Annotated in this window: 25 protein-coding genes and 1 riboswitch; of the genes, 18 read left to right on the top strand and 7 right to left on the bottom strand. The window is 37.3% G+C overall.

What is annotated here, in order from left to right:
• The first annotated feature begins 16 nt into the window (after positions 1–16).
• The 8 genes from NQ540_RS09450 to NQ540_RS09415 all read left to right on the top strand — a co-directional run bounded on the left by NQ540_RS09450 (position 17) and on the right by NQ540_RS09415 (position 6395).
• A complete protein-coding gene (locus NQ540_RS09450) occupies positions 17–334 on the top strand; it encodes a PTS lactose/cellobiose transporter subunit IIA (protein ID WP_005606545.1) in 318 nt (105 codons plus the stop codon).
• Between the two features lie 24 nt (positions 335–358).
• Positions 359–679 carry a PTS sugar transporter subunit IIB gene (locus tag NQ540_RS09445; protein WP_005606543.1) on the top strand — a complete coding sequence of 107 codons (321 nt, stop codon included), beginning with the start codon at positions 359–361 and terminating at the stop codon, positions 677–679.
• Between the two features lie 12 nt (positions 680–691).
• Positions 692–2047 carry a PTS sugar transporter subunit IIC gene (locus NQ540_RS09440; protein ID WP_005606541.1) on the top strand — a complete coding sequence of 452 codons (1356 nt, stop codon included), beginning with the start codon at positions 692–694 and terminating at the stop codon, positions 2045–2047.
• A 91-nt stretch (positions 2048–2138) separates the two neighbouring features.
• Positions 2139–2642, top strand: a complete 504-nt coding sequence (locus NQ540_RS09435) for a GrdB-related putative oxidoreductase (RefSeq protein ID WP_039849007.1) — start codon at positions 2139–2141, stop codon at positions 2640–2642.
• Positions 2643–2657: 15 nt separating this feature from the next.
• Positions 2658–3620: a N(4)-(beta-N-acetylglucosaminyl)-L-asparaginase gene (locus tag NQ540_RS09430; RefSeq protein ID WP_005606537.1), complete on the top strand. Its 963-nt coding sequence runs from the start codon at positions 2658–2660 to the stop codon at positions 3618–3620.
• Positions 3617–4753 (top strand): Sapep family Mn(2+)-dependent dipeptidase, encoded by a 1137-nt coding sequence (locus tag NQ540_RS09425; RefSeq protein ID WP_005606535.1) that lies wholly within the window; start codon positions 3617–3619, stop codon positions 4751–4753. The genes NQ540_RS09430 and NQ540_RS09425 overlap by 4 nt, the downstream gene beginning before the upstream one ends.
• Positions 4750–5487 carry a copper homeostasis protein CutC gene (locus tag NQ540_RS09420; protein WP_005606533.1) on the top strand — a complete coding sequence of 246 codons (738 nt, stop codon included), beginning with the start codon at positions 4750–4752 and terminating at the stop codon, positions 5485–5487. The genes NQ540_RS09425 and NQ540_RS09420 overlap by 4 nt, the downstream gene beginning before the upstream one ends.
• Positions 5488–5498: 11 nt before the next feature.
• Entirely contained in the window at positions 5499–6395 is an 897-nt protein-coding gene (locus tag NQ540_RS09415) for a DUF7916 family protein (RefSeq protein WP_005606531.1), read from the top strand.
• A gap of 302 nt (positions 6396–6697) precedes the next feature.
• Here the strand turns inward: NQ540_RS09415 and cbpA are convergent, their stop codons facing one another.
• Positions 6698–7336: a cyclic di-AMP binding protein CbpA gene (gene cbpA / locus NQ540_RS09410; RefSeq protein WP_039849006.1), complete on the bottom strand. Its 639-nt coding sequence runs from the start codon at positions 7334–7336 to the stop codon at positions 6698–6700.
• A 251-nt stretch (positions 7337–7587) separates the two neighbouring features.
• Between cbpA and NQ540_RS09405 the strand changes: the two genes are divergently transcribed.
• Entirely contained in the window at positions 7588–8961 is a 1374-nt protein-coding gene (locus NQ540_RS09405) for a hemolysin family protein (RefSeq protein ID WP_005606526.1), read from the top strand.
• A 216-nt stretch (positions 8962–9177) separates the two neighbouring features.
• The gene (locus tag NQ540_RS09400; RefSeq protein WP_005606525.1) at positions 9178–10257 is read left to right on the top strand and encodes a DUF2971 domain-containing protein; all 1080 of its coding nucleotides are present in this window, start codon (positions 9178–9180) and stop codon (positions 10255–10257) included.
• Positions 10258–10287: 30 nt separating this feature from the next.
• Here NQ540_RS09400 and NQ540_RS09395 read toward each other — a convergent pair whose 3' ends face one another.
• Together NQ540_RS09395 and NQ540_RS09390 are read right to left on the bottom strand one after the other, a co-directional pair.
• Entirely contained in the window at positions 10288–10812 is a 525-nt protein-coding gene (locus NQ540_RS09395; protein WP_005606524.1) for an ECF transporter S component, read from the bottom strand.
• A gap of 3 nt (positions 10813–10815) precedes the next feature.
• Entirely contained in the window at positions 10816–11217 is a 402-nt protein-coding gene (locus NQ540_RS09390; protein WP_005606522.1) for a DUF4430 domain-containing protein, read from the bottom strand.
• Between the two features lie 151 nt (positions 11218–11368).
• On the opposite strand from NQ540_RS09390, the gene NQ540_RS09385 reads away from it, so the two are divergent.
• The gene (locus NQ540_RS09385) at positions 11369–12169 is read left to right on the top strand and encodes a formate/nitrite transporter family protein (protein WP_005606521.1); all 801 of its coding nucleotides are present in this window, start codon (positions 11369–11371) and stop codon (positions 12167–12169) included.
• An 88-nt stretch (positions 12170–12257) separates the two neighbouring features.
• Here the strand turns inward: NQ540_RS09385 and NQ540_RS09380 are convergent, their stop codons facing one another.
• Both NQ540_RS09380 and NQ540_RS09375 read right to left on the bottom strand, forming a co-directional pair.
• Positions 12258–13259, bottom strand: a complete 1002-nt coding sequence (locus tag NQ540_RS09380; protein WP_005606519.1) for a hypothetical protein — start codon at positions 13257–13259, stop codon at positions 12258–12260.
• A 183-nt stretch (positions 13260–13442) separates the two neighbouring features.
• Positions 13443–14438: a hypothetical protein gene (locus NQ540_RS09375; protein ID WP_005606517.1), complete on the bottom strand. Its 996-nt coding sequence runs from the start codon at positions 14436–14438 to the stop codon at positions 13443–13445.
• 228 nt (positions 14439–14666) lie between these two features.
• Between NQ540_RS09375 and NQ540_RS09370 the strand changes: the two genes are divergently transcribed.
• A complete protein-coding gene (locus tag NQ540_RS09370; protein ID WP_005606514.1) occupies positions 14667–16286 on the top strand; it encodes a peptide ABC transporter substrate-binding protein in 1620 nt (539 codons plus the stop codon).
• A 122-nt stretch (positions 16287–16408) separates the two neighbouring features.
• Here the strand turns inward: NQ540_RS09370 and NQ540_RS09365 are convergent, their stop codons facing one another.
• Positions 16409–16972: a GNAT family N-acetyltransferase gene (locus NQ540_RS09365; RefSeq protein ID WP_005606512.1), complete on the bottom strand. Its 564-nt coding sequence runs from the start codon at positions 16970–16972 to the stop codon at positions 16409–16411.
• Positions 16969–17817 (bottom strand): AraC family transcriptional regulator, encoded by an 849-nt coding sequence (locus tag NQ540_RS09360; protein WP_005606510.1) that lies wholly within the window; start codon positions 17815–17817, stop codon positions 16969–16971. Before NQ540_RS09360 ends, NQ540_RS09365 begins: the two co-directional genes overlap by 4 nt.
• A gap of 252 nt (positions 17818–18069) precedes the next feature.
• Positions 18070–18167: riboswitch (THF riboswitch) on the top strand.
• A 67-nt stretch (positions 18168–18234) separates the two neighbouring features.
• Between NQ540_RS09360 and NQ540_RS09355 the strand changes: the two genes are divergently transcribed.
• The 6 genes from NQ540_RS09355 to NQ540_RS09330 all read left to right on the top strand — a co-directional run bounded on the left by NQ540_RS09355 (position 18235) and on the right by NQ540_RS09330 (position 22294).
• Positions 18235–18774, top strand: coding sequence for a folate family ECF transporter S component (locus NQ540_RS09355; RefSeq protein WP_039849069.1), 540 nt, complete (start codon positions 18235–18237; stop codon positions 18772–18774).
• Between the two features lie 375 nt (positions 18775–19149).
• Positions 19150–19329 (top strand): 2-hydroxymuconate tautomerase, encoded by a 180-nt coding sequence (locus NQ540_RS09350; RefSeq protein WP_005606505.1) that lies wholly within the window; start codon positions 19150–19152, stop codon positions 19327–19329.
• A gap of 325 nt (positions 19330–19654) precedes the next feature.
• Positions 19655–20311: a hypothetical protein gene (locus NQ540_RS09345; RefSeq protein WP_005606503.1), complete on the top strand. Its 657-nt coding sequence runs from the start codon at positions 19655–19657 to the stop codon at positions 20309–20311.
• Positions 20312–20323: 12 nt separating this feature from the next.
• A complete protein-coding gene (locus NQ540_RS09340; protein ID WP_005606500.1) occupies positions 20324–21526 on the top strand; it encodes a YqiA/YcfP family alpha/beta fold hydrolase in 1203 nt (400 codons plus the stop codon).
• A gap of 8 nt (positions 21527–21534) precedes the next feature.
• Complete coding sequence (locus NQ540_RS09335; protein WP_005606499.1) at positions 21535–21933, top strand: hypothetical protein; 399 nt, start codon at positions 21535–21537, stop codon at positions 21931–21933.
• 16 nt (positions 21934–21949) lie between these two features.
• Positions 21950–22294, top strand: a complete 345-nt coding sequence (locus NQ540_RS09330) for a hypothetical protein (protein ID WP_156780441.1) — start codon at positions 21950–21952, stop codon at positions 22292–22294.
• Positions 22295–22400 lie beyond the last annotated feature (106 nt).

The raw sequence follows: 22400 nt of genomic DNA, 5'->3' as shown, positions 1-22400 counted from the left end.
AGAAGGAGGAATAAGCATGGAAGGTATCGAATTAGTCTGTTTCAAGATGATTAGTGCCTTGGGGGCTGCAAAATCCAGTTTTATGGAAGCTATCCAAGAGGCTAAATTAGGAAACTTTGATAAAGCTAGAAATTGTATTGAAGAAGGTTCCAATTTTCAAGTGGAAGGCCATGAAGCGCATTTTGGTCTTTTACAACAGGAAACTTCTGGAGATCCAGTGACATTATCATTGCTATTGGTCCATGCAGAGGATCAATTAATGAGTGCAGAATTTCTAAAGATTACCGCAGAAGAAATTATTGCGCTATATGAACGTTTAGAAGCTATCAAATAATAGAAAAGAAAGGAGGAAATAGAGATGAAAAGGATTTATTTATTTTGTAATGCGGGAATGTCCACAAGTTTAGTGGCAAGTAAAATGCAAGAAGTTGCAGATAAGCATAATTTGCCGTTAGAAATAAAAGCGTTTCCAGATCCAAAACTAGATGCTATTTATGAACAATATCATCCAGATGTTATTTTATTAGGGCCGCAAGTGAAATTTAAATTTAATGTGGTACGGGATAAATATGAACCAAAAGGCGTTCCAGTAGATGTTATCAATTTGGAAGATTACGGGAATGTCGATGGAGAACGTATTTTAAAAAGAGCTATACAATTATTGAAATCAAAAAAATAGGAGGTCAGTGACATGTTTTCTAAGTTAGAAAAAGTAATGGGTAGAGTTGCTGAAAAACTTAGTACGAACAAAGTGCTCGTAGCTATTCGTGACGGTTTCTTAGTAGCAACACCATTAATTATTGTGGCATCTATTTTCTTAGTGATTGCAAATTTCCCTGTTCCTGGATACAGCGAATTTATAGCCCAATTCTTTGGACAAGGCTGGGAAAAATCAATGGATGCGGTGATTGATTCAACATTTAGTATTCTTGCTGTACTAGGTGCTGTTGGTATTGGGTATGCTTATGCGAAGCAATTAGAAAGTGATCCGATTGCAGGGGGAGCATTATCCCTAGTCTGCTTCTTAATTATGACACCTAAAGTTCATCCCGATTTTGTGAATGCAACTACCAACAAAGTGTTTAATGGATTCTCTCTAGGACATTTAGGATCTGCAGGGATGTTCTTAGCAATGATTACAGCGATTGTTTCAGTTCGCATTTTCGTCTTTGTTCAAAAACGCGGTTGGGTCATTAAATTACCAGATGGGGTACCACCAGCAGTTTATCAATCATTTGCAGCATTGATCCCAAGTATGTTTGCAATGTTCTTCTTCTTTGCAGTGTACTTATTATTCTCATTAACAGAGTATCAATATGCACATACATTCATTTACAAGATTTTACAAGCACCATTATTAGGGTTTGGTAGAAATATCTTCTTTGAACCAATCTATCAGTTCCTATCTACATTGTTCTGGTTCTTTGGTATTAATGGACCTGCCGTAACGAATACGGTATTTAATCCAATTCACTTAGCTTTAACAACAGAAAACTTAGAAGCGTTCAAAGCAGGACTTCCATTACCAAATATCTTTACAGGTCCATTTGGGGACTTCTTTGGAAACTTTGGTGGTGGAGGTAGTACTTTATCACTAGTATTCCTTATGGTCTTCCTTGCTAAATCAGAACGAATGAAGAAACTAGGTCGATTAGCCATCATTCCTGGTATCTTTGGAATTAATGAAATGGTTACATTTGGTTTGCCTGTTGTATTAAACCCAATTATTGCAATTCCATTCATATTAACACCTTTAGTAAATATTGGATTATCAACACTTGCGACCTTATGGGGAATCATTCCTTATACGACGGGGGCATCTCTTCCTTGGACAACTCCATTCTTCTTCTCAGGTTGGTTATCAACCGGTAGCATTGTAGCGGGATTCTTCCAAATTGGATTAATTATTATCGGATGCTTAATCTACTATCCATTCTTTAAAGCATTAGATAAACAATACTTACACGAAGAAGAAAATGCAGGTATGTTAAAAGGCGATGAGCTAGATGATGTTGACTTAAACGACTTATCTTTTGATGATTTGTAATCTTTAAGAAGAAAAGTCATTAATTTCATAATGAAGAGGGTGGTATGCGGGGAACGGCATGGCCACTCTTTTTCATAGAGAGGGTGAGAGTATGCGAGTGTTATTACTTTTTGATCAAATTCAAGCAGGATATGGTGGAAAGGAACGCGCAGATACGGAACTAGGATTAGAAAAGGGAGGAATCGGCTCCTTTTTAATGTTCAAGGATGAATTTACAAAAGCAGGATTAAGTGCGCTAGCGACGATTTATTGTGGGCCTGACTATTTTCAAGCGCATAAAGAAGAGGTCATCCATAAGATTCATAATCTTATTTTGAAAACGAAAGCAGAGGTACTATTTGCAGGCCCGTGCTTTAATTATGATACGTATGCTCAAATGGCTGCGGAAATTGCATTAGCCGTACAAGAACAAACGGATTGTAAACCCTATGTGATTTGTTCAAAAGAAAATGAAGAAACGATTGCGAATTTTAAAGATAAAATCATTATGTTAGAAATGCCTAAAAAAGGAGCAGTAGGGTTGCGCGAAGCTTTAAGTGGGGCCATTGCGATTATTAGCGGCGAAAAAGAAGCGCGGATGCAACAATTTCAATAAAAGAGGTGAAGAGTCATGTGGGGAATGATTGCAACATGGAGAATGGCACTAGAAGGAATTCAAAAAGTAACCCCTATTCTATCTCAGGAAGGAATTGCCGGGGACGCCATTGAAGGAGCGATTAAAGAAGTAGAAGATTTTCCTTATTTTAAATCTGTAGGATATGGTGGTCTTCCAAACGAAAAAATGGAAGTGGAACTGGATGCCGCTTATTTAGATGGAAGTCGTTTTGATTTTGGAGCAGTATGTGCGATTAAAAACTTTGCCAATCCAATTTCGATTGCAAGAGAACTCAGCCATTATAAAGTGAATAATGTACTCGTAGGACAGGGAGCACAAGAATTTGCTAGAAGCCGTCATTTTGAAGAAAAAGAGATGTTGACGGACCGGGCCAAAATTCATTATCATAATCGCTTAAAGGATCTAGAGCAAGAGCAACTTTCTCCATATGCAGGCCATGATACTGTAGGGATGGTAGCGTTAGATACGCATGGAGATATGGTTGCTGGAACGTCCACTAGCGGACTTTTTATGAAGAAACCTGGTCGAGTGGGCGATTCTGCGTTCATTGGCTCAGGACTTTATGTCGATAGTACCATCGGCGGTGCAACGGCGACTGGACTAGGGGAGGATTTGATGAAGGGAGTTATTTCTTACGAAATCGTCCGATTAATGAAAGAAGGACTCTCTCCTCAAAAAGCGTGTGAAAAAGCGGTGAAAGAGTTGGATGATCGGCTAAAGAGAACGAGAGGAGAAGCAGGGGATATTTCAGTGGTTGCGATGAATCGAAATGGAGATTTTGGTGCAGCGACGAATATAGATAATTTTTCATTCGTTGTAGCTACCAAATCATTAGCACCAACGGTATTCCGAGTACATCCACAACCAGACGGCACAATGTCTCATGAGTTAGCGTCTAAAGAATGGTTGGAATCGTATTTAGAAGAAAGAATGAAGCCTTTGGAGGTTAAAGAATGAATCGAGAAGAGTGGATTAATCGACTAAAAGAAGTACAACCAATGCTTTTTGATGGCTTAAGACGAATGGTGGCGATTCCTAGTATTCGAGGAAAAGAGGAACCCGATGCCCCATTTGGAAGAGGACCTAAACAAGCGCTAGAAGAAGTTTTAAAAATTGCAACAGAATTAGGGTTTCACACTAAAAATATCGATGATAAAATTGGGTATGCCGAATATGGAGAAAATCGTGCAGATGGTGCTTATTATGGGGTTTTTGGTCATGTGGATGTCATGCCTCTTGGGGAAGGATGGAATTCTCCGCCACTTAGTTTAACTCTTCGAGAGGGGAAATTATTTGGAAGAGGAACTTTAGATAACAAAGGGCCCATTTTATCGAATTTATATGCTCTATATGTGTTGAAGGAAAATGGAGTGACCTTTGACCGTCCCGTGCGAATCGTGTTTGGGACGAACGAAGAGACCGGATTTGGATGTGTGAAGCACTATCTCACTAAAGAAATTCCGCCGACGTTTGGGTGGACGCCAGATTGTAAATGGCCCGTTGTATACGGGGAACGTGGAAGATTAAAAGTAAGAGTATCTGTGCCAGAATCAATGGTGGCAGATTTGTATGATTTTGCAAATTGTAAATTATTGCATACAAATCACCGTGGCGAAGAGCTTGGAATTGCCTATCATGATGAAGACTTTGGGATGATGCAACTAAGGGGAGAAACCTTTGGGATAGAAGAAAATCAGCATTATGTTGAATGGACGATGTGTTATCCTGCCAGTTGTACAAAATCGGATTTATTAAACCAAATCACTGCACAACTGCCAGAAAAGGCGACATTAGAGGTCATTTCCCATTGGGCTCCAGTGCTATATGATAAAAGTTCTAAGTATGTCCAAGCGCTTCAGCAGGTATATACTGACGTTACTAAAAGCGATAGCATTCCTGTCACGACCACAGGGGGTACGTATGCAAAAATAATTCCAAATATTATTGCGTATGGGCCAAGCTTCCCAGGTCAAAGAGATATCGCGCATCTTCCAAATGAATGGATAGGGGTCAAAGACTTAGAAACAGATACGATTATTTACGGACTGGCACTCTTAGCGTTATCGAATATGAAAGAAGGTATGAAATGACCATTGTAGAAGTATGTGCGGGAAGTATTGAAGACTGCCTCATTGCCCAAAAAGAAGGAGCTCACCGCATTGAATTAAATAGTGCGTTGTTTCTAGGAGGATTAACTCCAAGTTTAGGAACATTGAAAACAGCCATTGAAAATGGAGTGACACTCCCTATCATCTGTATGATTCGCCCGCGCGGAGCAGGTTTTTGTTACTCTCAGGGAGAATTTGAAAGTATGATGTTGGATGCAAAGTTATTATTAGAAGCCGGTGCTAGCGGACTTGCTTTTGGATTTTTGAAAGAAGATAAAACGATCGACTGGAATCGTACAAAACAAATGATTGCTCTATGTCAGCAATTTCATGCAGAAAGTGTATTTCATAAAGCTTTTGATATTGTTCCTGATGTATATGAAGCCATTGAGGGATTAATTCAATTAGGCTGTACCCGAATTTTAACAGGAGGACAACAAGCTAAAATTGAAGAAGGCATCCCTTTACTAAAGAAATTGCAAGAAAAATATGGTGAAAAAATACAGCTCCTTTGTGGGGGTGGTGTGACTAAAGAGAATATTCAATATTTAATCCAAGAAACAGGAATTCATCAAATACACGGTAGTTTTAAAATGTGGAAGATTGATCCAACGACAAAAAATCATGGAATGAGTTATGCCTATCACGAAGGTGGAGACTACGAACAAACGAATGAACTTTTATTAAAAACAGTAATGGCACTTATTAATCGTTAGGAGGAGTTAAAATGGGTAAAAGAATGCTGAATTGTGTTGCGAGTGACTTTAAAAAAATGAGAGGAAACGCACTGAAAAAAGCGATTGAAGCAGCAGAAGGTAGAACGGTCTGCTGTGAAACGGTTTGTGTGAGACCGACGTTTTTGAATGAATTATCCAACGCAGAAATTGCAAAAGCATTTGGAGCGGATATGGTCTTATTAAATGGATTTGATTGTTTCGATCCACTGATTTTCGGAGCAGAAGAAAGTGAAAATCCAGTGCAACGGGTTAAAGAGCTCAGTGGCTTGCCGATTGGTGCTAATTTGGAACCAGTGGACGAGCATGCCGAAATGTTAGAGTCCAGAATTGAAATTGCCCCCGGAAGAAAATGTACAGCTGAAACAGTATCTAGAGCTGAAAAACTCGGTTTAGATTTTATTTGTTTAACTGGAAATCCTGGTACAGGGGTGACGAATGAAGCTATCGAAAAATGTATTTCGATGGCAAAATCCCATTTTACAGGAATGGTGATTGCTGGAAAGATGCATGGAGCTGGCTCAAAGGAACCCGTTATGAATGAAGAGATTGCGAAGAGATTTATTCAAGCAGGAGCGGATATTCTATTAGTGCCAGCGGTCGGTACTGTACCCGGATTCACGGATGAAGAACTAGTGGCTATCGTTAAAGTGGCTCATGCGAATGATGCACTTGTATTATCTGCGATTGGAACAAGCCAAGAAGGGTCTAGTAAGGAAGTAATCGAACAAATCGCTATCCGTAATAAGGTAGCTGGCGTGGATATTCAACATATTGGCGATGCCGGATACGGTGGTTTAGCAACTGTAGAAAATATTTACGCAATGTCGGTTGCAATTCGAGGGGTTCGTCATACGGTAGCTCGTATGGCACGCTCAGTAATTCGATAATAAAAAAGAAGAGCACACTAGCTTTGAGAGCTGGTGTGCTGGTTTTTTGTAGATGTAATTAGTGAAGTTGAGTTCGCAAAAGCAGAGACTCAAGCCTTTCTCGCTTTGTCCGCACGACTTTACAAGTCGCTTACGGCAAAGCGAGAACCGTCATCGTCTCTGAACGCTTTTGCTCACATCCTGTAGTTGAACTTGCCATCGCAGAAATGGCGTGCGTTTCCCGAAACGTCCGCACTACTCATTCCGAGTCCCTTCCGGCGTTCCGGTCCAACGTTCCATTTCTGAGCGCGATGTCTCGTATCCTAGTTGTTTTGCAAATCCTCCACCTCAGCGACTGAGTAGTCTTTTTTCTCGAGGCCATCGACGATTTGTTGAAGGGTGTCTTTTGAAACACCTGCTGGTAATGTAATCAACAAACGACGTAAGCTTTTATCTTTTTCAGTATCGATAGTCATTACATTTGCGATGGAAGCGTATTTGTTAATCACTTTTGAGATATTTGCAAGAGCCCCTTTTTCACCGCCAGAGATGATCGTTAATACATAAGAACCATTTTTCACGTTCCAAGATTCTTGAAGCATGCCAAGGAGACTGCTGTGTGTCAAGATTCCATAGAAGCGTTGTTGTTTATCTAAAACAGCAATATAAGGTAATTCTTTGATGGTAAAGAATACTTTGAAGAAAGAACTATCTACACTAATAAATTTCGTAGAATTCTTAATGAGATGTGTAACAGGAAGGCTCATATCACCGCCGTTTGCTTTGTGGCGATAAATGTGCATTTTATAAATGTTTCCTCTAAAGAAAGTTTCTGTTTCATCTAATACAGGTACACAACGATATCCTGATTCTTCTAAAATCGTAATGGCTTCTTCTAACGTACAAGATTCCTTCACAACCGTTAGATTCTTTTTTGGAACTACAAGAGATTTTAATAACATATTCATTCCTCCTATATATGTCTTTCTTAATAATAGTACCATTTTTTGAGAGAAATGTAACTAGAAAAGTGAAGAAATGATGAGAAAATGAGAATGGATAGAGAAGAAAAACGATAAAATGAAGATTCTAACATTAAAGAACCATTACAAAATAATACTAAATCTTGATTTTTCACCAAAAACTGATATGATATCTCTATACCATTTTCAATAATGGGTAAAATCTATAGTTAAAAGGGGTTAACAAAATTATGACAGCTGATTCAGATGGGAGTTCGTTGGGAGTCCAGATCTTAATCATTGTATTATTAACTGCATTAAATGCATTTTTTGCTGCAGCGGAGATTGCGTTTGTGTCCATTAATCAAGGAAAAATGGCACAAAGAGCGCAAGAAGGAGACAAAAAAGCGATTAAAGTAATGCGCTTATTAGAGAATTCAGATGAGTTTCTCGCAACGATTCAAGTAGCGATTACATTTGCTGGGTTTTTCTCGAGTGCGTCTGCCGCAACAAGTTTCTCTTCACGAATCCAACCATTATTAGGAAACATTCCTGGAGCAGAAGCGTTAGCATTAGTAATTGTGACGGTTGTTCTATCTTACCTCACTTTAGTGTTTGGGGAATTATATCCAAAACAAGTGGCGTTACAAGTGGCTGAACCCATTGCGTTACATACTGCAGGGATTATTTTGTTTGTCAAAAAGATTTCAAAACCATTCGTATGGATTTTGACGTTCTCAACAGGATTATTAAAACGAATTACACCAATCGAATTTTCGAGGGTGGAGGAAAAATTAACTCGAAGCGAAATGAAGTCTTTACTGGCCAATAGTCGTAACGACGGAGCGATTGATATTTCCGAATTTGCGATGATGCAAGGGGTACTTTCGTTAGATACTAAACTAGCGCGTGAAGTAATGGTGCCTCGTACAGATACATTAATGCTCGATGTGGATGATGACTTAGCGGAGAATTTAGAGACAATCTTGAATTGTTCTTACTCGCGTCTTCCATTATATGAAGAAGATAAAGATACCGTTATCGGTGTGATTCACGTTAAAGATGTTTTCCGAGCAGCCAGAGAGCAAGGATTCGATAATATTGACTTACGTGCCTTGGCGCATGAGCCAGTGTTTGTTCCATCGACGATTTTCGTGGATGATTTATTAGTAGAATTTAGAAAAACACGTCAACATTTGGCGGTATTGAAAGATGAATACGGCGGTGTTGAAGGGATTGTTACATTAGAAGACTTGATTGAAGAAATCGTCGGAGACATTGAAGACGAGTACGATATTGAGGAGAAAGAAGTCGTAGAAATCGATGAAAATAACTCAGAAATTGATGCGGGAATGTCCCTCGATCGTTTCAATCAAATTTATCAAACGTCATTAGAGTCTGATGAGGTGGACACAATGGCGGGTGCGATTATTGAGAAGCTTGGCTACTTCCCAGATGATGAAGAGGTAGTGAAGGTGAGATTCGAAGGGTACATGTTACAACCGACGGAAATCGAGAATGATCGTATTCGTAAAATCCATGTTACTAAGCTTTCTGAAGAAGAACTCGAGCAGATTCTTGCGGAAGATGCCCAGAATGATGACAGCGTTGAAGATGATGAATAATACAAAAGGAGGGGGTAACCCCTCCTTTTTTGTGCTGTAAGTGCTAAAAATAATAAAAGTAGACTTGCGTCTATCTTACAGATTCCTCGGATGTCTTCATAATAGTGATAACGGGGCACCAGATTGAGCCTACGTCTCAATTCCTACCAAGCTTCAAACTGACTTGGTGGGTATATTTAAACAAGAGAGAATAAATGATATACTTTTGATACGGGGGTGATTCGGTTGAAAATTATCTTAAAAGAAGATATTGAATTGTATCGTTATTTAATTGCTAAATTAACCTTTCTTCAGACACATACTCACTATAAGGTGGAAGAGTCCTATCCAGATAGTAATTGTTTTTTGTTGTTGAATACCTTAACTAATAAACAGGAGCTGGTCTCTCTTTTGAAACAACCACAGTTCTCTAAAAAGAATTCACCCGTTATTCCATTAGAGGCTCAAAAAAGAATCTTCATTCAAAATCCAAACGCAAAAGTTCCGAATGGATTTACTGTAGAAAAGGCGGATAAAGTGTTTAATGACGCATTGAATAACAATATTCGATTGGGATTTTTAGCTCCAGAGCAATTGATTAAACAATGTGGAGTTGAGTTTAAAGAGGACGTAACGTTCTACTTCAAAAAAGCGGAACAGAAGATTTTAGAAGAGAAAACCTATTTTGTAAAATACTACGGGAAAGAAACGGTGGAGAAAAATGCCTATCAGGTGGCAGAAGGCAATGTGTCCTTTAGTCATCCTAAGTGGTTTAATGATCCTTTTGATTGTAACTGTTATTATGCAGATGGGAATACGATGATGGATGTTTTTAGAGTTTTCTGCTTTACGCATGCATACGATAATATATTAATGTGGTCCTATTATGCTAATAGTCATGAAGGCTATGCTTTACAATATTCCTACTCTAGCTTGCTCGATAAAATTCAAGGAGTTACTCTTGATGGGTTATGTGTGTATGGGGAAGTCGAATATATCGATCAAAGGCCCAAAACAAGAAGTCACAGTAATCGATTTTCTTTTTCAAATTTGAATTTCTACATCCAAGCAACCTTCGCCAAATTCAAGGAATGGAGTCACGAGAGAGAGTATCGATTTGTATTTATTCTCGATAACCAGGAAGAGGAGGCTACTAAGAGAGAAGCCAAAGAAAAACTGTCTGATTGGGTCGTTCTTCCTAAAGTGGATATTCTTCAAGGATATGCGGGGTGTCAGGCAAAGAAAATCATGAAAGATACTCCTTACCCAATCCGTCAATTGAAAAAAGATATTGTTAATTATCAACTTAAAGGATAGAAAAAAGGAACAGAGGGCACTCTGTTCCTTTTATTTTTTTAGTTTTTCAAATGGATTTAATCGTTCAAAGATAGGAATTAGTAATATCCAAAAAGCAATGTTTCCAAGGGCATGATAAGTATCAAATAGAATTCCGTTGGCATAATAAATCCAGAAATTCAGACCAGGCATTGAAAGTACCCAAATCCCCGAGATGATAAATCCGTATAAATATCCCATCAAACCTGCAAAAATCGGGAAAATAAAGAAGCTTACTTTCGGATAGCGAGCCCTTTTCTTCCACAAAGGGGAGAGTAGGGTCGCACATAGACAAACAATTGAAAAACTGATCATCTGATAAAGAGTCCACGGTCCCATTGAAATGAGCAGATTCGATATTAAAATGGAAAGGATACTGATGGAAACACCGTATCCCCATCCTAATTCTAAGGTCATCCAAATGACGACTACAGTAATCGGTTGAACATTCGGGAAGGCAAGCATCCCGAGTCTACCAATCACGCAAAAAGCCGACATCATTGCAATAAATGCGATTTTTTGAGTCGAGATTTTCATAGATTATTGAAGTTTATTTAATTTCCAGTCGATGACATCTCCAGCTTTGAGGAGAACTTCTTTTGCACCAACAGGACTCATTTGTCCATTTACATCAAATAACCAGTATTTTTGTTCAGATGGAACTTGTTCAACTCCGTTAATAGAAGAGATGAATCCGTCTTTTTCAACGATTTTTAGTTGTGCCTTCATGACATCTAAGAGATTATCTCCCTCTTTAAAAGTGAGCGTAAACGGGCTTCCTTCAATCGCTTGTCCATCTTTTGTAATGTTGAGAGTCACACTTGTAGTTTGGACTGCTGTAGTCGTTTCAACACTTGTCGTCGTTGAGTTCGTATTTGCAGGGGCTTGTCCACATGCGGTTAATAATAAAGCCGCTGTTAAAATTCCAATAATCTTTTTCATAAGAATCTCCTTTATGCTATTTTAATCAGCCCTCATTCTAACAATCTTCATAAAACTTGTAAAGGATTTTTTGCCAAAAACAATAGAAAAGGCTTTGCATTTGTGAAAAAAATGGTATACTGAAGTGTAATTAATTTTTAGGAGGAATGTTATGGAACACACGAGTGAGTTCAATACAAAACTGCATAAAGCATGTCAAAAAAAAGAAGCGCTTTTTGATGAAAGCAAAATGCGCTATGCACTGCGTTCAATGTTTGCAGGAGCATTTTTAACAATGAGTACAGCCGCAGGAGCCCATGCGGCACAAATTATAGCTGGATTAAATCCTGCGTTAAGTAGATTTACTTTTGCATTTATCTTCACTTGGGGATTAGTGTATGTTGTATTTTTAAACGGAGAGTTAGCGACTTCGAACATGATGTTCTTAACAGCTGGAGCGTACCAAAAACATATTAAATGGTCTAAAGCAATTGCTATTTTATTCTATTGTACTTTATTTAATTTAATTGGAGCCATGTTTATAGGAGCGTTATTCGCGAATAGTTCAGCATTTAACGGAATCAATGCAAATGAGTTCATTGCAAAAGTTGCTGAATTGAAATTGTCTCGTTCAAACGAACTGATTTTATTGGAAGGTATTTTAGCAAATGTCTTCGTTAACGTAGCGATTCTTTCATTTATCTTAATCAAGAGTGAAGAAGCTAAATTATGGATTGTCATCTCAGCAATCTTCATGTTTGTTTACTTAGTAAATGAACACGTAGTAGCGAATTTTGCATCGTTCTCTATCGTGAAATTCTCACCAGTTGGAAACTCAATTGATGCTTTAAATTGGCTCAATATTATCCGTCATTGGGCAGTATCATTTGTTGGAAACTGGATCGGTGGAGGAATCTTAATTGGCTTAGCTTATGCATTCTTAAACCGTACAAAAACACCTTATGTAGATTAATTGTAAAGGAAAAGAATCTCCAAATTGATATGTACCCCCTTTACTGGGTAGTCCAGTAAAGGGGGGGTTGAACCAGTAGACCTTTTATTTAGAAAGGTCTCTTTTTATTTTCATATCCTAATAGAACCTCTGGGAATTCTTGGCTTACTGCATAGAAGAATGGTTGTAGTAAGTCATCGGTGTCTTCGCCCACATTCTTAATGAGAAGAGTAGTTTTCTTTCTGCGATAAGATTTATCTGAGGTTAAAATGATTAGTTGTGAAGTACGACTTACCGTTATTCCGTATGATTTTTGTGTGTAGATATAATGGTAAATGCGCTCAGCTTTTGTTAAATCATATACTTGGAAATTTTTGAATGTAGAAATAAGGTGATTTTTGTATAATATGATGCCTAATTGGTTATCTACATAAGTGGCATTTTCTAATACCGTATCCATTGAATAATTCAATTCTGGATAAGCTGCATAAAGTTCACCATAGGCTTTATCTTCTCCTCTACGAGTTGCGTAAGCTGAGTAGAAGAATACAAGACCGAATAACACAGCAATACCTGCTCCAGCCGAAGCATAGAGACGTTCGGTATTCGCTTCATCAGCTGAAACATAGTATTCAGTCTCAGCTAACTGAGAAATAGCTTTATTTTCTTTAATGGTTTCTTTGAACTCTCTCGTGTAGTTCTTAACGGCACCTTCTCCATCCGATTTACGGACTTTAGCGAGAACATAGACTGGATTGTCGACTAAGTCATCTTGTTTAGCTTTAAGTTCGTCAATCAGTTTATCGCCTTCTTTTATCTCAAGGCTTGTATAACCGTAATCTTCGCTATCTTTACGAGTAAACTCGATTAAATATAATTGAGTTCCTCCATCTACATTCGCAATTGGATCCGATAAAAATCCAGTAACTTTAACAGAAGTCGTTGCATTGTCTTTCATAGGACTCACACCGAAGATATTTCCTTGTTTATACAAATTATCTGCAGTTTGGAAGAAATAGAAGAAGCCCACAAGTCCAATAGCGATAAGAAATGAGACAACTCCCAAAACGATTAGTGAAATAATCCCACGAGTATTACGTTTTTCAGTCATAATAATTCTCCTTTTATAGGTATGTATAACAGAAATAATATATCATAAGATAGTTTGAAGTGCAAAGGTTTGTTTAAAGTTTCACTCACTGGAATGAAAGATTATTGGATAAAAAATCCCCCCTTTACTGGAATATCCAGTAAAGGAGGGACATATCAATTTTGCGAGACTTTTTAGTCCCTATTAAAACGGTCTATTTTTTTCGTAACCAACTTCTAAGTTAGGGAACTCTTGGTGAGCTGCAAAGAAGAAAGGTTGTAAGAAGTTATCGGTTTCTTCACCGATATTTACAATTTGAATTTTTGTCTTTTTGTTTCTATAACTTGTATTATCGGTTAAGAATACGATATATGAATCGCGGTTTGTTGTGATTCCATAACGTTTATGGTTGATTTGATAATGATAAATACGATTTGCTTGAGTTAAATCATAAACTTCTAACCCGCTAAGCGTTGTAAAGAAGTGATTTTTATAAATATAAACTCGTGTTTCGTCATCAGCATAAGTTGCGTTTTGTAACATTAAGTCTAAGTTACCATTTAGTTCTGGGTAAGCTGCATACAATTCATCGTAAGCTGCATTTACTTTCTTACGTTTTAGGAAAGCTAATCCAACGAAAAGAAGTCCAGCTGCTGAAAGCCCAATTGCTACATACATGCCACCTTGAGCTGAAGAAGATGATTCAGATGTAGATAGATAGTAAACCGTTTGTGAATTACCAGATAATAAATTATTATCATTCAAAACTTCTGTAAATTTAGAATCGTAGTCTACAATGGCTTTTTTATTACGGAAAGAATCGATGACAGTGACTTTAACTAATTCTGGATTGTTTGGCAAAGTATCATTTTTTGAAATTAAATCAGAAGCTAATTTTGAATCAGCAGGAACTTCAAGTCCGATAATTCCATGCGTATTATCTTCTTTTAAATATTCAATAATATACAGTTTTGATTTTCCACTATCGACCGTAGCCACAGGATTACTAGAAATTTGAGTGACCTTAACTACTTGTGTATCTCCGTCTTCCCTTCGAGCGACATCAAACACTTTCCCTGCTTTTTCTAAGTCTTCTGGAGTAGATTTATTTAAACTGAATAAGACAACACCAGCTAGGGCGATTAAAATGATTCCGAAAATAAGACGCAGCTTAAATCCGTGATTGCGATTTTCTTTCATAAATAAAGTTCCCTTCTTAAATAATATGTTTATAATACATCTATCATAAACTAGATTTTTAGGAAATGCAAGAACGAATATAGGTTCATAAAGGGATGGATTTTGTTCTACGAATGAAAGTTAGAGTTATTTTTTGATATGAGCAGAAAATTTTTTGCTTTCTATTTTCCATGCTATCATGTAGCTATCGTGAAATGCGATGTATTTTACCAATAAAGGAGAATTGTTATGAAAAAATCAACCAAATTATTAATGACAACACTGTTAATTTCGTTAGGTTTGGCTGCATGTGGTGGCAATTCAACTTCGACGACAGCAAATAATCAACAAAGTTTAACGATTACAACATTTGGAGAATTAGCAACATTGGATAGTGCTGACTATGATGATGTGCCAAGTTCAGATATGTTAGGACAAATTTTTGAAGGGTTATATCGTGTCGCAAAAGACAATAAAGTTGAATTAGGAATGGCTGCAGAAGAACCAACTGTGAGCGCGGATGGTCTTGTTTATACATTTAAACTACGTGACGCTAAATGGTCAGACGGTACTCCAGTAACAGCCGGAGATTTTGTATATACGTATCGTAAATTAGTGAATCCAAAAGAAGGGCATGTAGCTCAATCAGCGGATGTGTTCAAAAATGCTAAAAAGATTCGTACGGGAGAATTAGGCGTTGAAGAACTAGGTGTTAAAGCAATCGATGATAAAACACTAGAAATCACCCTTGAAAACCCTGCACCATATTTACCAAAATTATTAACAGGTTCTCGTTTCTTACCACAATCTGAAAAAGTGGCAACTGAAAAAGGAGAAGGGTATGGATCTACTGCAGATTCGATTGTAACGAATGGACCTTTTAAATTAGAAGGCTGGACAGGTTCTGAACTTTCTTGGAAACTTGTTAAAAACGAAGGGTACTGGGATGCTTCAAACGTTGCACTACAAAATGTCACAGTGAATGTGTCAAAAGAAGTCGCAACTTCTGTTCAATTATTTGAAGGAAAACAAGTACAATACACAACGATCAGCGAACAATTCGTGGATCAATATAAAGGGCAACCAACCTACCATGCGGTTCCAAAAGCAACAATGGGATATATGAGTTTCAACGTAGAACGTAAAGTGACAGGAAATAAACATTTCCGTCGTGCAATTGCGATGGCATATGATAAAGCCTCTTTAGTGAATAATGTCATGAAAGATGGTTCCATTGTTTCAAATGGATTAGTTCCAAAAGGATTTGGTGAAAATCCAGAAAGTGGAAAAGACTATGTAGAAGATCGTGGCGACTTACTCAGCTATAATGTAGAAGAAGCTAAAAAAGAACTAGCGTTAGCAAAACAAGAGCTAGGAACGGATACTATTGAAGTAACACTACTAACTTCTGATGCCGGTAGTGCAAAAGTAGTCGGTGAATACTTACAAGCACAAATTCAAAAGAATTTACCAGGTGTGAAATTCAACATTAAATCCGTACCATTGAAAAACCGTTTAGAATTACAAAGAGCGGATGATTTTGATATTTTCTTTGGAACTTGGGCACCAGATTACCAAGATCCAGTGAACTTCTTAGAGCAATACGTTACAGGTGGAGGCATTAACTTCGCAAACTATTCAAGCTCTACTTACGACGAAGCTGTGAATGCAGTGAAAACAAAATATGCAACACAACCAGCTGAACGTTATAAACAAATGATTGCTGCAGAAAAAATCATCATGGATGATGCTATTGTGGCGCCAATCTATCAAGCAAGCCAAAGCTACTTACTTGCTGAAAACGTAGATGGATTTGAAGTTCTTCCATTTGGACGTACAATCAACCTACGACAAGCTTCTGTAAAATAATCATAAAAAATAAGAGACTCGAAATTTCGAGTCTCTTTTCGTTTTGAAAAAGCAAAATGTAACATATAAGTTACAATTTACCAAATTCCTCTTTGAACGATTTCGTCCGAAGAGGGATTTTTTTATAATGTTTTTGTCATATGATAATACGGATGAGCGCTTAAGACACGTTCACTTTCTGGAGTGTAGCCTAGTTTTTCGTATAATTTGTAGGCTTTCGTATTTTCTTTCTCGCAGTTGAGGGCGATTTTTGTAGCCCCTTGCTGGCGCGCTAAGTTCTCTACTTCCACTAATAATTTACGACCAATCCCATGGCGACGATATTCGGGATAGACCGCTAAAATATCAATGTACCATTCTCCTGGCATCGTCTCCTTATCTTCATAGAGTGGGATTTGATGCTCAATGTTGTAAGCCTCGTATAAGCTGTGGAATGGATCATCAATCGTGTCTTCTAAGTGTCCGTGATAGCCGAAGACAGCTCCAGCCACTTTTCCCTCATGGATATAGACCAGGGTTTGGCTCAAACCGTAGCGAAACTGATCGTCGAGCATGGCTTCTTCTAGCATCGCATAGAGCATTTCTGGACTCGTGTGTTCCAGAATCGGCAATTCCATATCTTGCATAATTAATTCGATGAGCGGGATGATTTGACGGCGTTCATCGCGCTTTGGTTTTCGTATCATTGGGACTCCTTTTGATATTTCTCGCGGTAATCCGTTGGGGAAATTCCAGTTATTTTTCTAAATTGTTTTGAAAAGTAAGTTGGTGTTGTAAATCCAACGATGTCAGCCACTTGAGAAATAGAATAATTCGTTGTTCGCAGTAGAATTTTACTTTCTTTGATACGAATGGTCATTAAGTATTCCATTGGAGACATGCCGACTTCTTTTTTAAAACTGTGGGAAATATAGAAGCGGCTTAAGTGGGTCATTGACGCTAATGCTTCTAGCTGAATGCTTTCTCGGTAGTATGTTTTCAAATAATGTTTGATAAAAGCAATATCTTTTGTCGTTTTACTATGAGAACCGACTTCCAAATCAAAATGCTGGTGTCTTAAAATCTTAATCAATAAGATTTCTAACAGATTATGACAAACTAAATCATAACTGAGCGCTTGATTCGTGGCTTCTTGCACCATCGCGTTTAAGTAGCGCAAAATGTCCTTTTGTTCATCTCGTAAATTAAAGAACGAGAAAGGATGGCCACCTTGATCCACAGGTGTTAAATTAGAGAAGGACAGACCTTGGATTCCCACCACAATGTATTCTAGAGGAGAATCGGGTGAAGAAACTTCAGTGTGTTCTACCTGAGGATTAATAATGACAAAATCATTGGCTTTAACCGGAAAACGTTGGTGTTGAATAATAAATTCTCCTTTACCATCAATAACATAGAAAAGTTCAGTAAAGGGATGAGTATGTAGCGTACTATGCCAGTCGCTATCGTATTTGGATTTGGTAATAGACTCTAATCGGAAGGATAAATTTTTAATATCAGACTCTATCATTAAAAAACGTTCGTTACTCATGTTGCATCCTTTCTTTGGCAATCTTACTATTTAATTATACAGATTGTAGAAAACGGTATCAACAATATTTTCGGATTTTATCTTTTTAGAAAATATTTTTTCAGTCAAAACCGTTCAAAAGACGATGAGCATCGATTTTTCAAGCCCTAAAAATAGAGAGGACTTGACGCTAGGACACGAAGAAGGTATCCTTACCAAGAGTAAGAAAGGAGATTCATGGAAAGTAGGAACTAAATTTTCTAGAACCTAAAAATCAGAGTAGACTTTATTGCGTTAAGTGCCCGGAGGATGGAATGTTGCCACTGGGACGAAAATGGAAACATTGCGATAATTTAGTCGCATTCGCTGCATTTAAACAACACTAGAAATAGAAGAAGTTAAATGGAGCAACTCTTTACAATTAAAGGAGATGCTAATATGGAAAATACAAAGAAATATAATAGAAAACAAATACTTGATATTACAGTGATGGCGCTAATCTTGGCCATTCGTCTTGTGATGGAAATGCTGCCAGCAATAAAATTCGGCGTTTACGTACAACTTGGCTTCGGATTCATCGGAGCTGCCATTGCAGGGATCATGCTTGGACCGTGGCGTGCGGCGCTTGTGGGAATCCTAGTCGATATCCTCGGGAACTTCTTCCGCGGAGAGAGTGGACAATTCTTCCTCGGATACACACTTACAGCCCTAGTCGGAGGACTCATCTACGGATACTTCTTATATAAGAGACCACTCAGATGGGAACAAATCTTGATTGCAGTATTACTCGTCACAATCGTCTGTAACCTCGGATTGAATTCACTATGGGTGTATATGATGACAGGCAAAGCCTTCGCCGTCTTCATGCCACTGCGAATCATTAAGAACCTAATTTCATTCCCATTAAACACAGCCATATTAACCGTGCTGTTTTCTAACCAAACCATGAAAACCTTAATAGAAAAATACAGGGTGTGAGGCTTCGCGCCCAGAAATGGAACGTTGGACTCGAACGACGCAAAGGACTCGGTACGAGTCGTGCGTACGTTTGGGGAAACGCACGCCATTTCTGCGAAGCCGAACCCGACTACACAGGATATGAGGGCGAACGCTCAGGACTGAAACACTGGACTGATATGCCGCAAGGGACTCGGAACGAGTCGTGCGGACATATCAGGAAGTGGACGTCAGTCCTGTGAGCCCGAGTTCAACTACACAGGGTGTGATTCGAACCCGACTACACAGGGTGTGAGTCCTTTCCAGCACCACACCTAGTATTCTCTCCCGTTTAGGAGTAAAATAGAGCCAAAGAGCAACTATATTAATTAGTTCAAAGCGAAGGGAGGCACAACCATGCCATTTATTCATGTTGAAATGATCGAAGGAAGAAGCCGTGAACAAAAAGAAGCCCTTGTCAAAGAAGTGACAGAAGTGGTCTCTAAACACACTGGCGCTCCAACAGAACACATTCATATTATTATTCAAGAAATTAAAGCAGAAAACCTTGGCCAAAACGGCAAATTAAGAGGTTAATCAACTTCATAAAAAAATACAGAACAGCTCAAAAGTTAGAACGCTTTTGAGCTGTTTTTATTAGGAAAACTATCGAATGAACAGCAAATGATATAATTTAGCTAACAATAATTTTAATGGTATCTTTGTGATGATGTGAAATGATTACGAGATGAACAGGATATAAAATAGATGAAAAGACAAGGTTGTTGTAGTCTAAATTATATTATTTTTTGGTATCATAAGTCGACAAAATAAAATAGAAACTATTGGTATAATATTGTCTTTTTTTGTAACTATGATAATATTGAAGTAAACTAATAAACTCTTAAAGTGAGGGTTAAAAATGGAAATAAAGAAATTATTGCGTTTCATGATAATGGGAGGGGCAATCTTAATGTTACTTGGGTGTAATACAAGAAATAGTAGAGCATACTTAGAAGACCGAATTGGAGCGGAAGTTAGTCGCGTTTATCCTACTCAGAATTTAGAGGATTTATTTGAACAGTTTCCGAATGGGTTTAAACTTTATCAAGTTTATGATTATAAAGAAAATGAACATAATTATTTAGTGACTGTTGAGATGGACGGAGTAAAAAAAGGAGACCCTATTCGAGGGACTCTTATTTTGCAAGATAGTAATAGCGGAGAAAAATATAAAACTATTGACGTGGAATATCACGATAATGAATTTGTTTTTAATGATGAGAAAGAAGCCCTTAAACTTTGGCCGCAACAAGGATTTTTATTCCAGAAAATTACTTTAAATAAAGATTTTCTATCAACACTGAAACTGAAAGAGAAACACTATAATTCGATGAATGGTTCTTTTGGGATAAATTACGAAGTGAATCTACCAGAAATCAATGAGTATTTATCTTTTCCTACATCCAAGGCTATTGAATTATCTTTTGGAGGAAGTAACTCTAATATAAATTACTATTATTCTGTTGTGGTAGAGGATGAAGAGGGGTATTATTTTAGAGAAACAGTATCTGACTAGAAAGAAGGAACTATGGTGACAGTGGTAAAAACTACAGGAAGTATGATAAGTACATTAGACGCTTCAAATTTATCTTATGAGTTAGAAAGAGTGAGAGTAAAATCTCCAAATTTAACAGAAGTAAGTAAAGTCTTGGCAGCAGCTCAACAAGAGAAGAAAATACCTAGTAATTTAGAATATATTGATGATTTCTATGATGCATACACTGGAACTAGCGGAACAGCGTTTAAGGATAAAAATACGGGGAAAGTTGTTGTTTCGTATACTGGAACTAATCCATCTGGGGATTTTGGAATGGATATTTCAACGGATGTGTATAGTATCGGATTTGGTATAGGATACCACTATGATAATGCTTATACTTTTTATGAAAAGATGGCTGAAAAATATGGAGCAGATAATTTAATTCTTACAGGGCATTCACTAGGAGGAAATGTTGCTCAGAGAGTCGCATTAAAGTATAACGCGAGGATGACAATCGTGTATAATCCAGCTCCATTATATGTAAAGTCAATTGCTCTCAAAGATGATGAAAGAGTAGTGAATAATATTCAAGATATAGAGAAGGAGATGGAGAGTTTTACAGGCCGTGTTCTTCGCATTAATACGGAAGGCGATTTTCTCCAGCATTCGGCTTTAGTGGGTGGAGTTTATTTAGGGGAAAAATTTACCCTAGTAAATTCTGGAGACCATGGCTTAGATTCAATAGTTAACGATTCTGCTCAAGTTGCTGAGTTAGAGAGAATTTTAGCAATCGAATTTGGTATGAGTAGCATTACAGATAAAAAGTTGCAATTTATTCATTCTAGTCGAGAAGGTATATCTGGAGTGACAAAAAGTCAATGGATTTATTTGGATGCACTTCAGGCTCAAGTATTATCTGAGGGGCTTGTGGAAGTTAATAACGCAGCTATAGAATCGTTCAAACAATCTCAAGCAAAAGGAATCCAGGAAGCAAATGAACTATATAAAGAATTATCGAAAGTACCAGCTAATTATAAGTTGTCAGCTGAGGAAATAATGGCTGTGTATTATGAACAAGGCGTTCATTACGACTCCATTGTTGGTGATGTCGAAGAATACAGTAATAAAAAACTACAAACAGCTGTTGAAATTGCAGAAAATTTTGATACGTTAAGAAAGGTAATTAATGATGGTATTGCCGAATTAGTTGAAAAAGATCAAGAGTTATCAACTTTATTTGTTAAAGGATAGAGATAAATATGGATAAAAAGGGGACCTTACAGAGTAGGTTAAGAAAAATTTGTGCTGAAATTGATGAGATAAAAAATGAGGAGAAAAGAGAATTATCTAAAATAGAAGAAAAAACAAGAAGAGTTAATTCTTTCAGAAGAGAACTTGCTAATATGTTAGAACAAAAATATCAGGTTTCAGTACAGGAATTAAAGAATAATGAAGATCAAGTAGTGGATTACGAAAAAATGAGTCAATTATTCCAATTATATTATGAAGCGAATGATGAGAAATTTTATAGAACTCTAAACTCATTAGACAGAGAATCTGAAAAAATCCAACTGGAGTATAAGACAAAGCTTCGAAAGAAATCAGAAGAGATGGAAGATTTACAAATAGAAATTTATAGATTAGAAGATGAGGGATAGAATGGAAATAGGGTCGATGGCAACTCAAGTTTGGGAGACAATCGAAAATGCTTATCAAAATTTGATGAGAGGAGCAGCACAATCTACTAGTGAAATATTGCTTGAAGTGGAAAAATCACTTGAAAGACGGACGATAAGATTGTATTACGTACCTGCAAAAGTGGCGTTACGTGATAGATTAAAATACAAAATAGATAAAGAGTATGTTCAATCTGCAAAGAAAGTATATACCGAGATAGAACATATTAAAAATGTGGTGGATAAGGATATTAAAGGTAATTTTTCAGAAGCAATTCAAAAAAATATTGATCGAGAAAACGAAAGATGGAAAAAGTTATCTGATAGCAATATAACTTTTTAGAGAGTATTTCAAAATAAAGAGAGAAGATATTACTAAAAAATAACGATGATACGCACCATGAAATATTCATTTATATATTGCTAAATATTTATGAATATGCTACTAT

It is taken from the genome of Granulicatella adiacens ATCC 49175, assembly GCF_025150565.1.
Lineage (GTDB): Bacteria > Bacillota > Bacilli > Lactobacillales > Aerococcaceae > Granulicatella > Granulicatella adiacens.
Note: the sequence above shows the minus strand (reverse complement) of the source record. Positions and strands in the feature narration are given on the sequence as shown.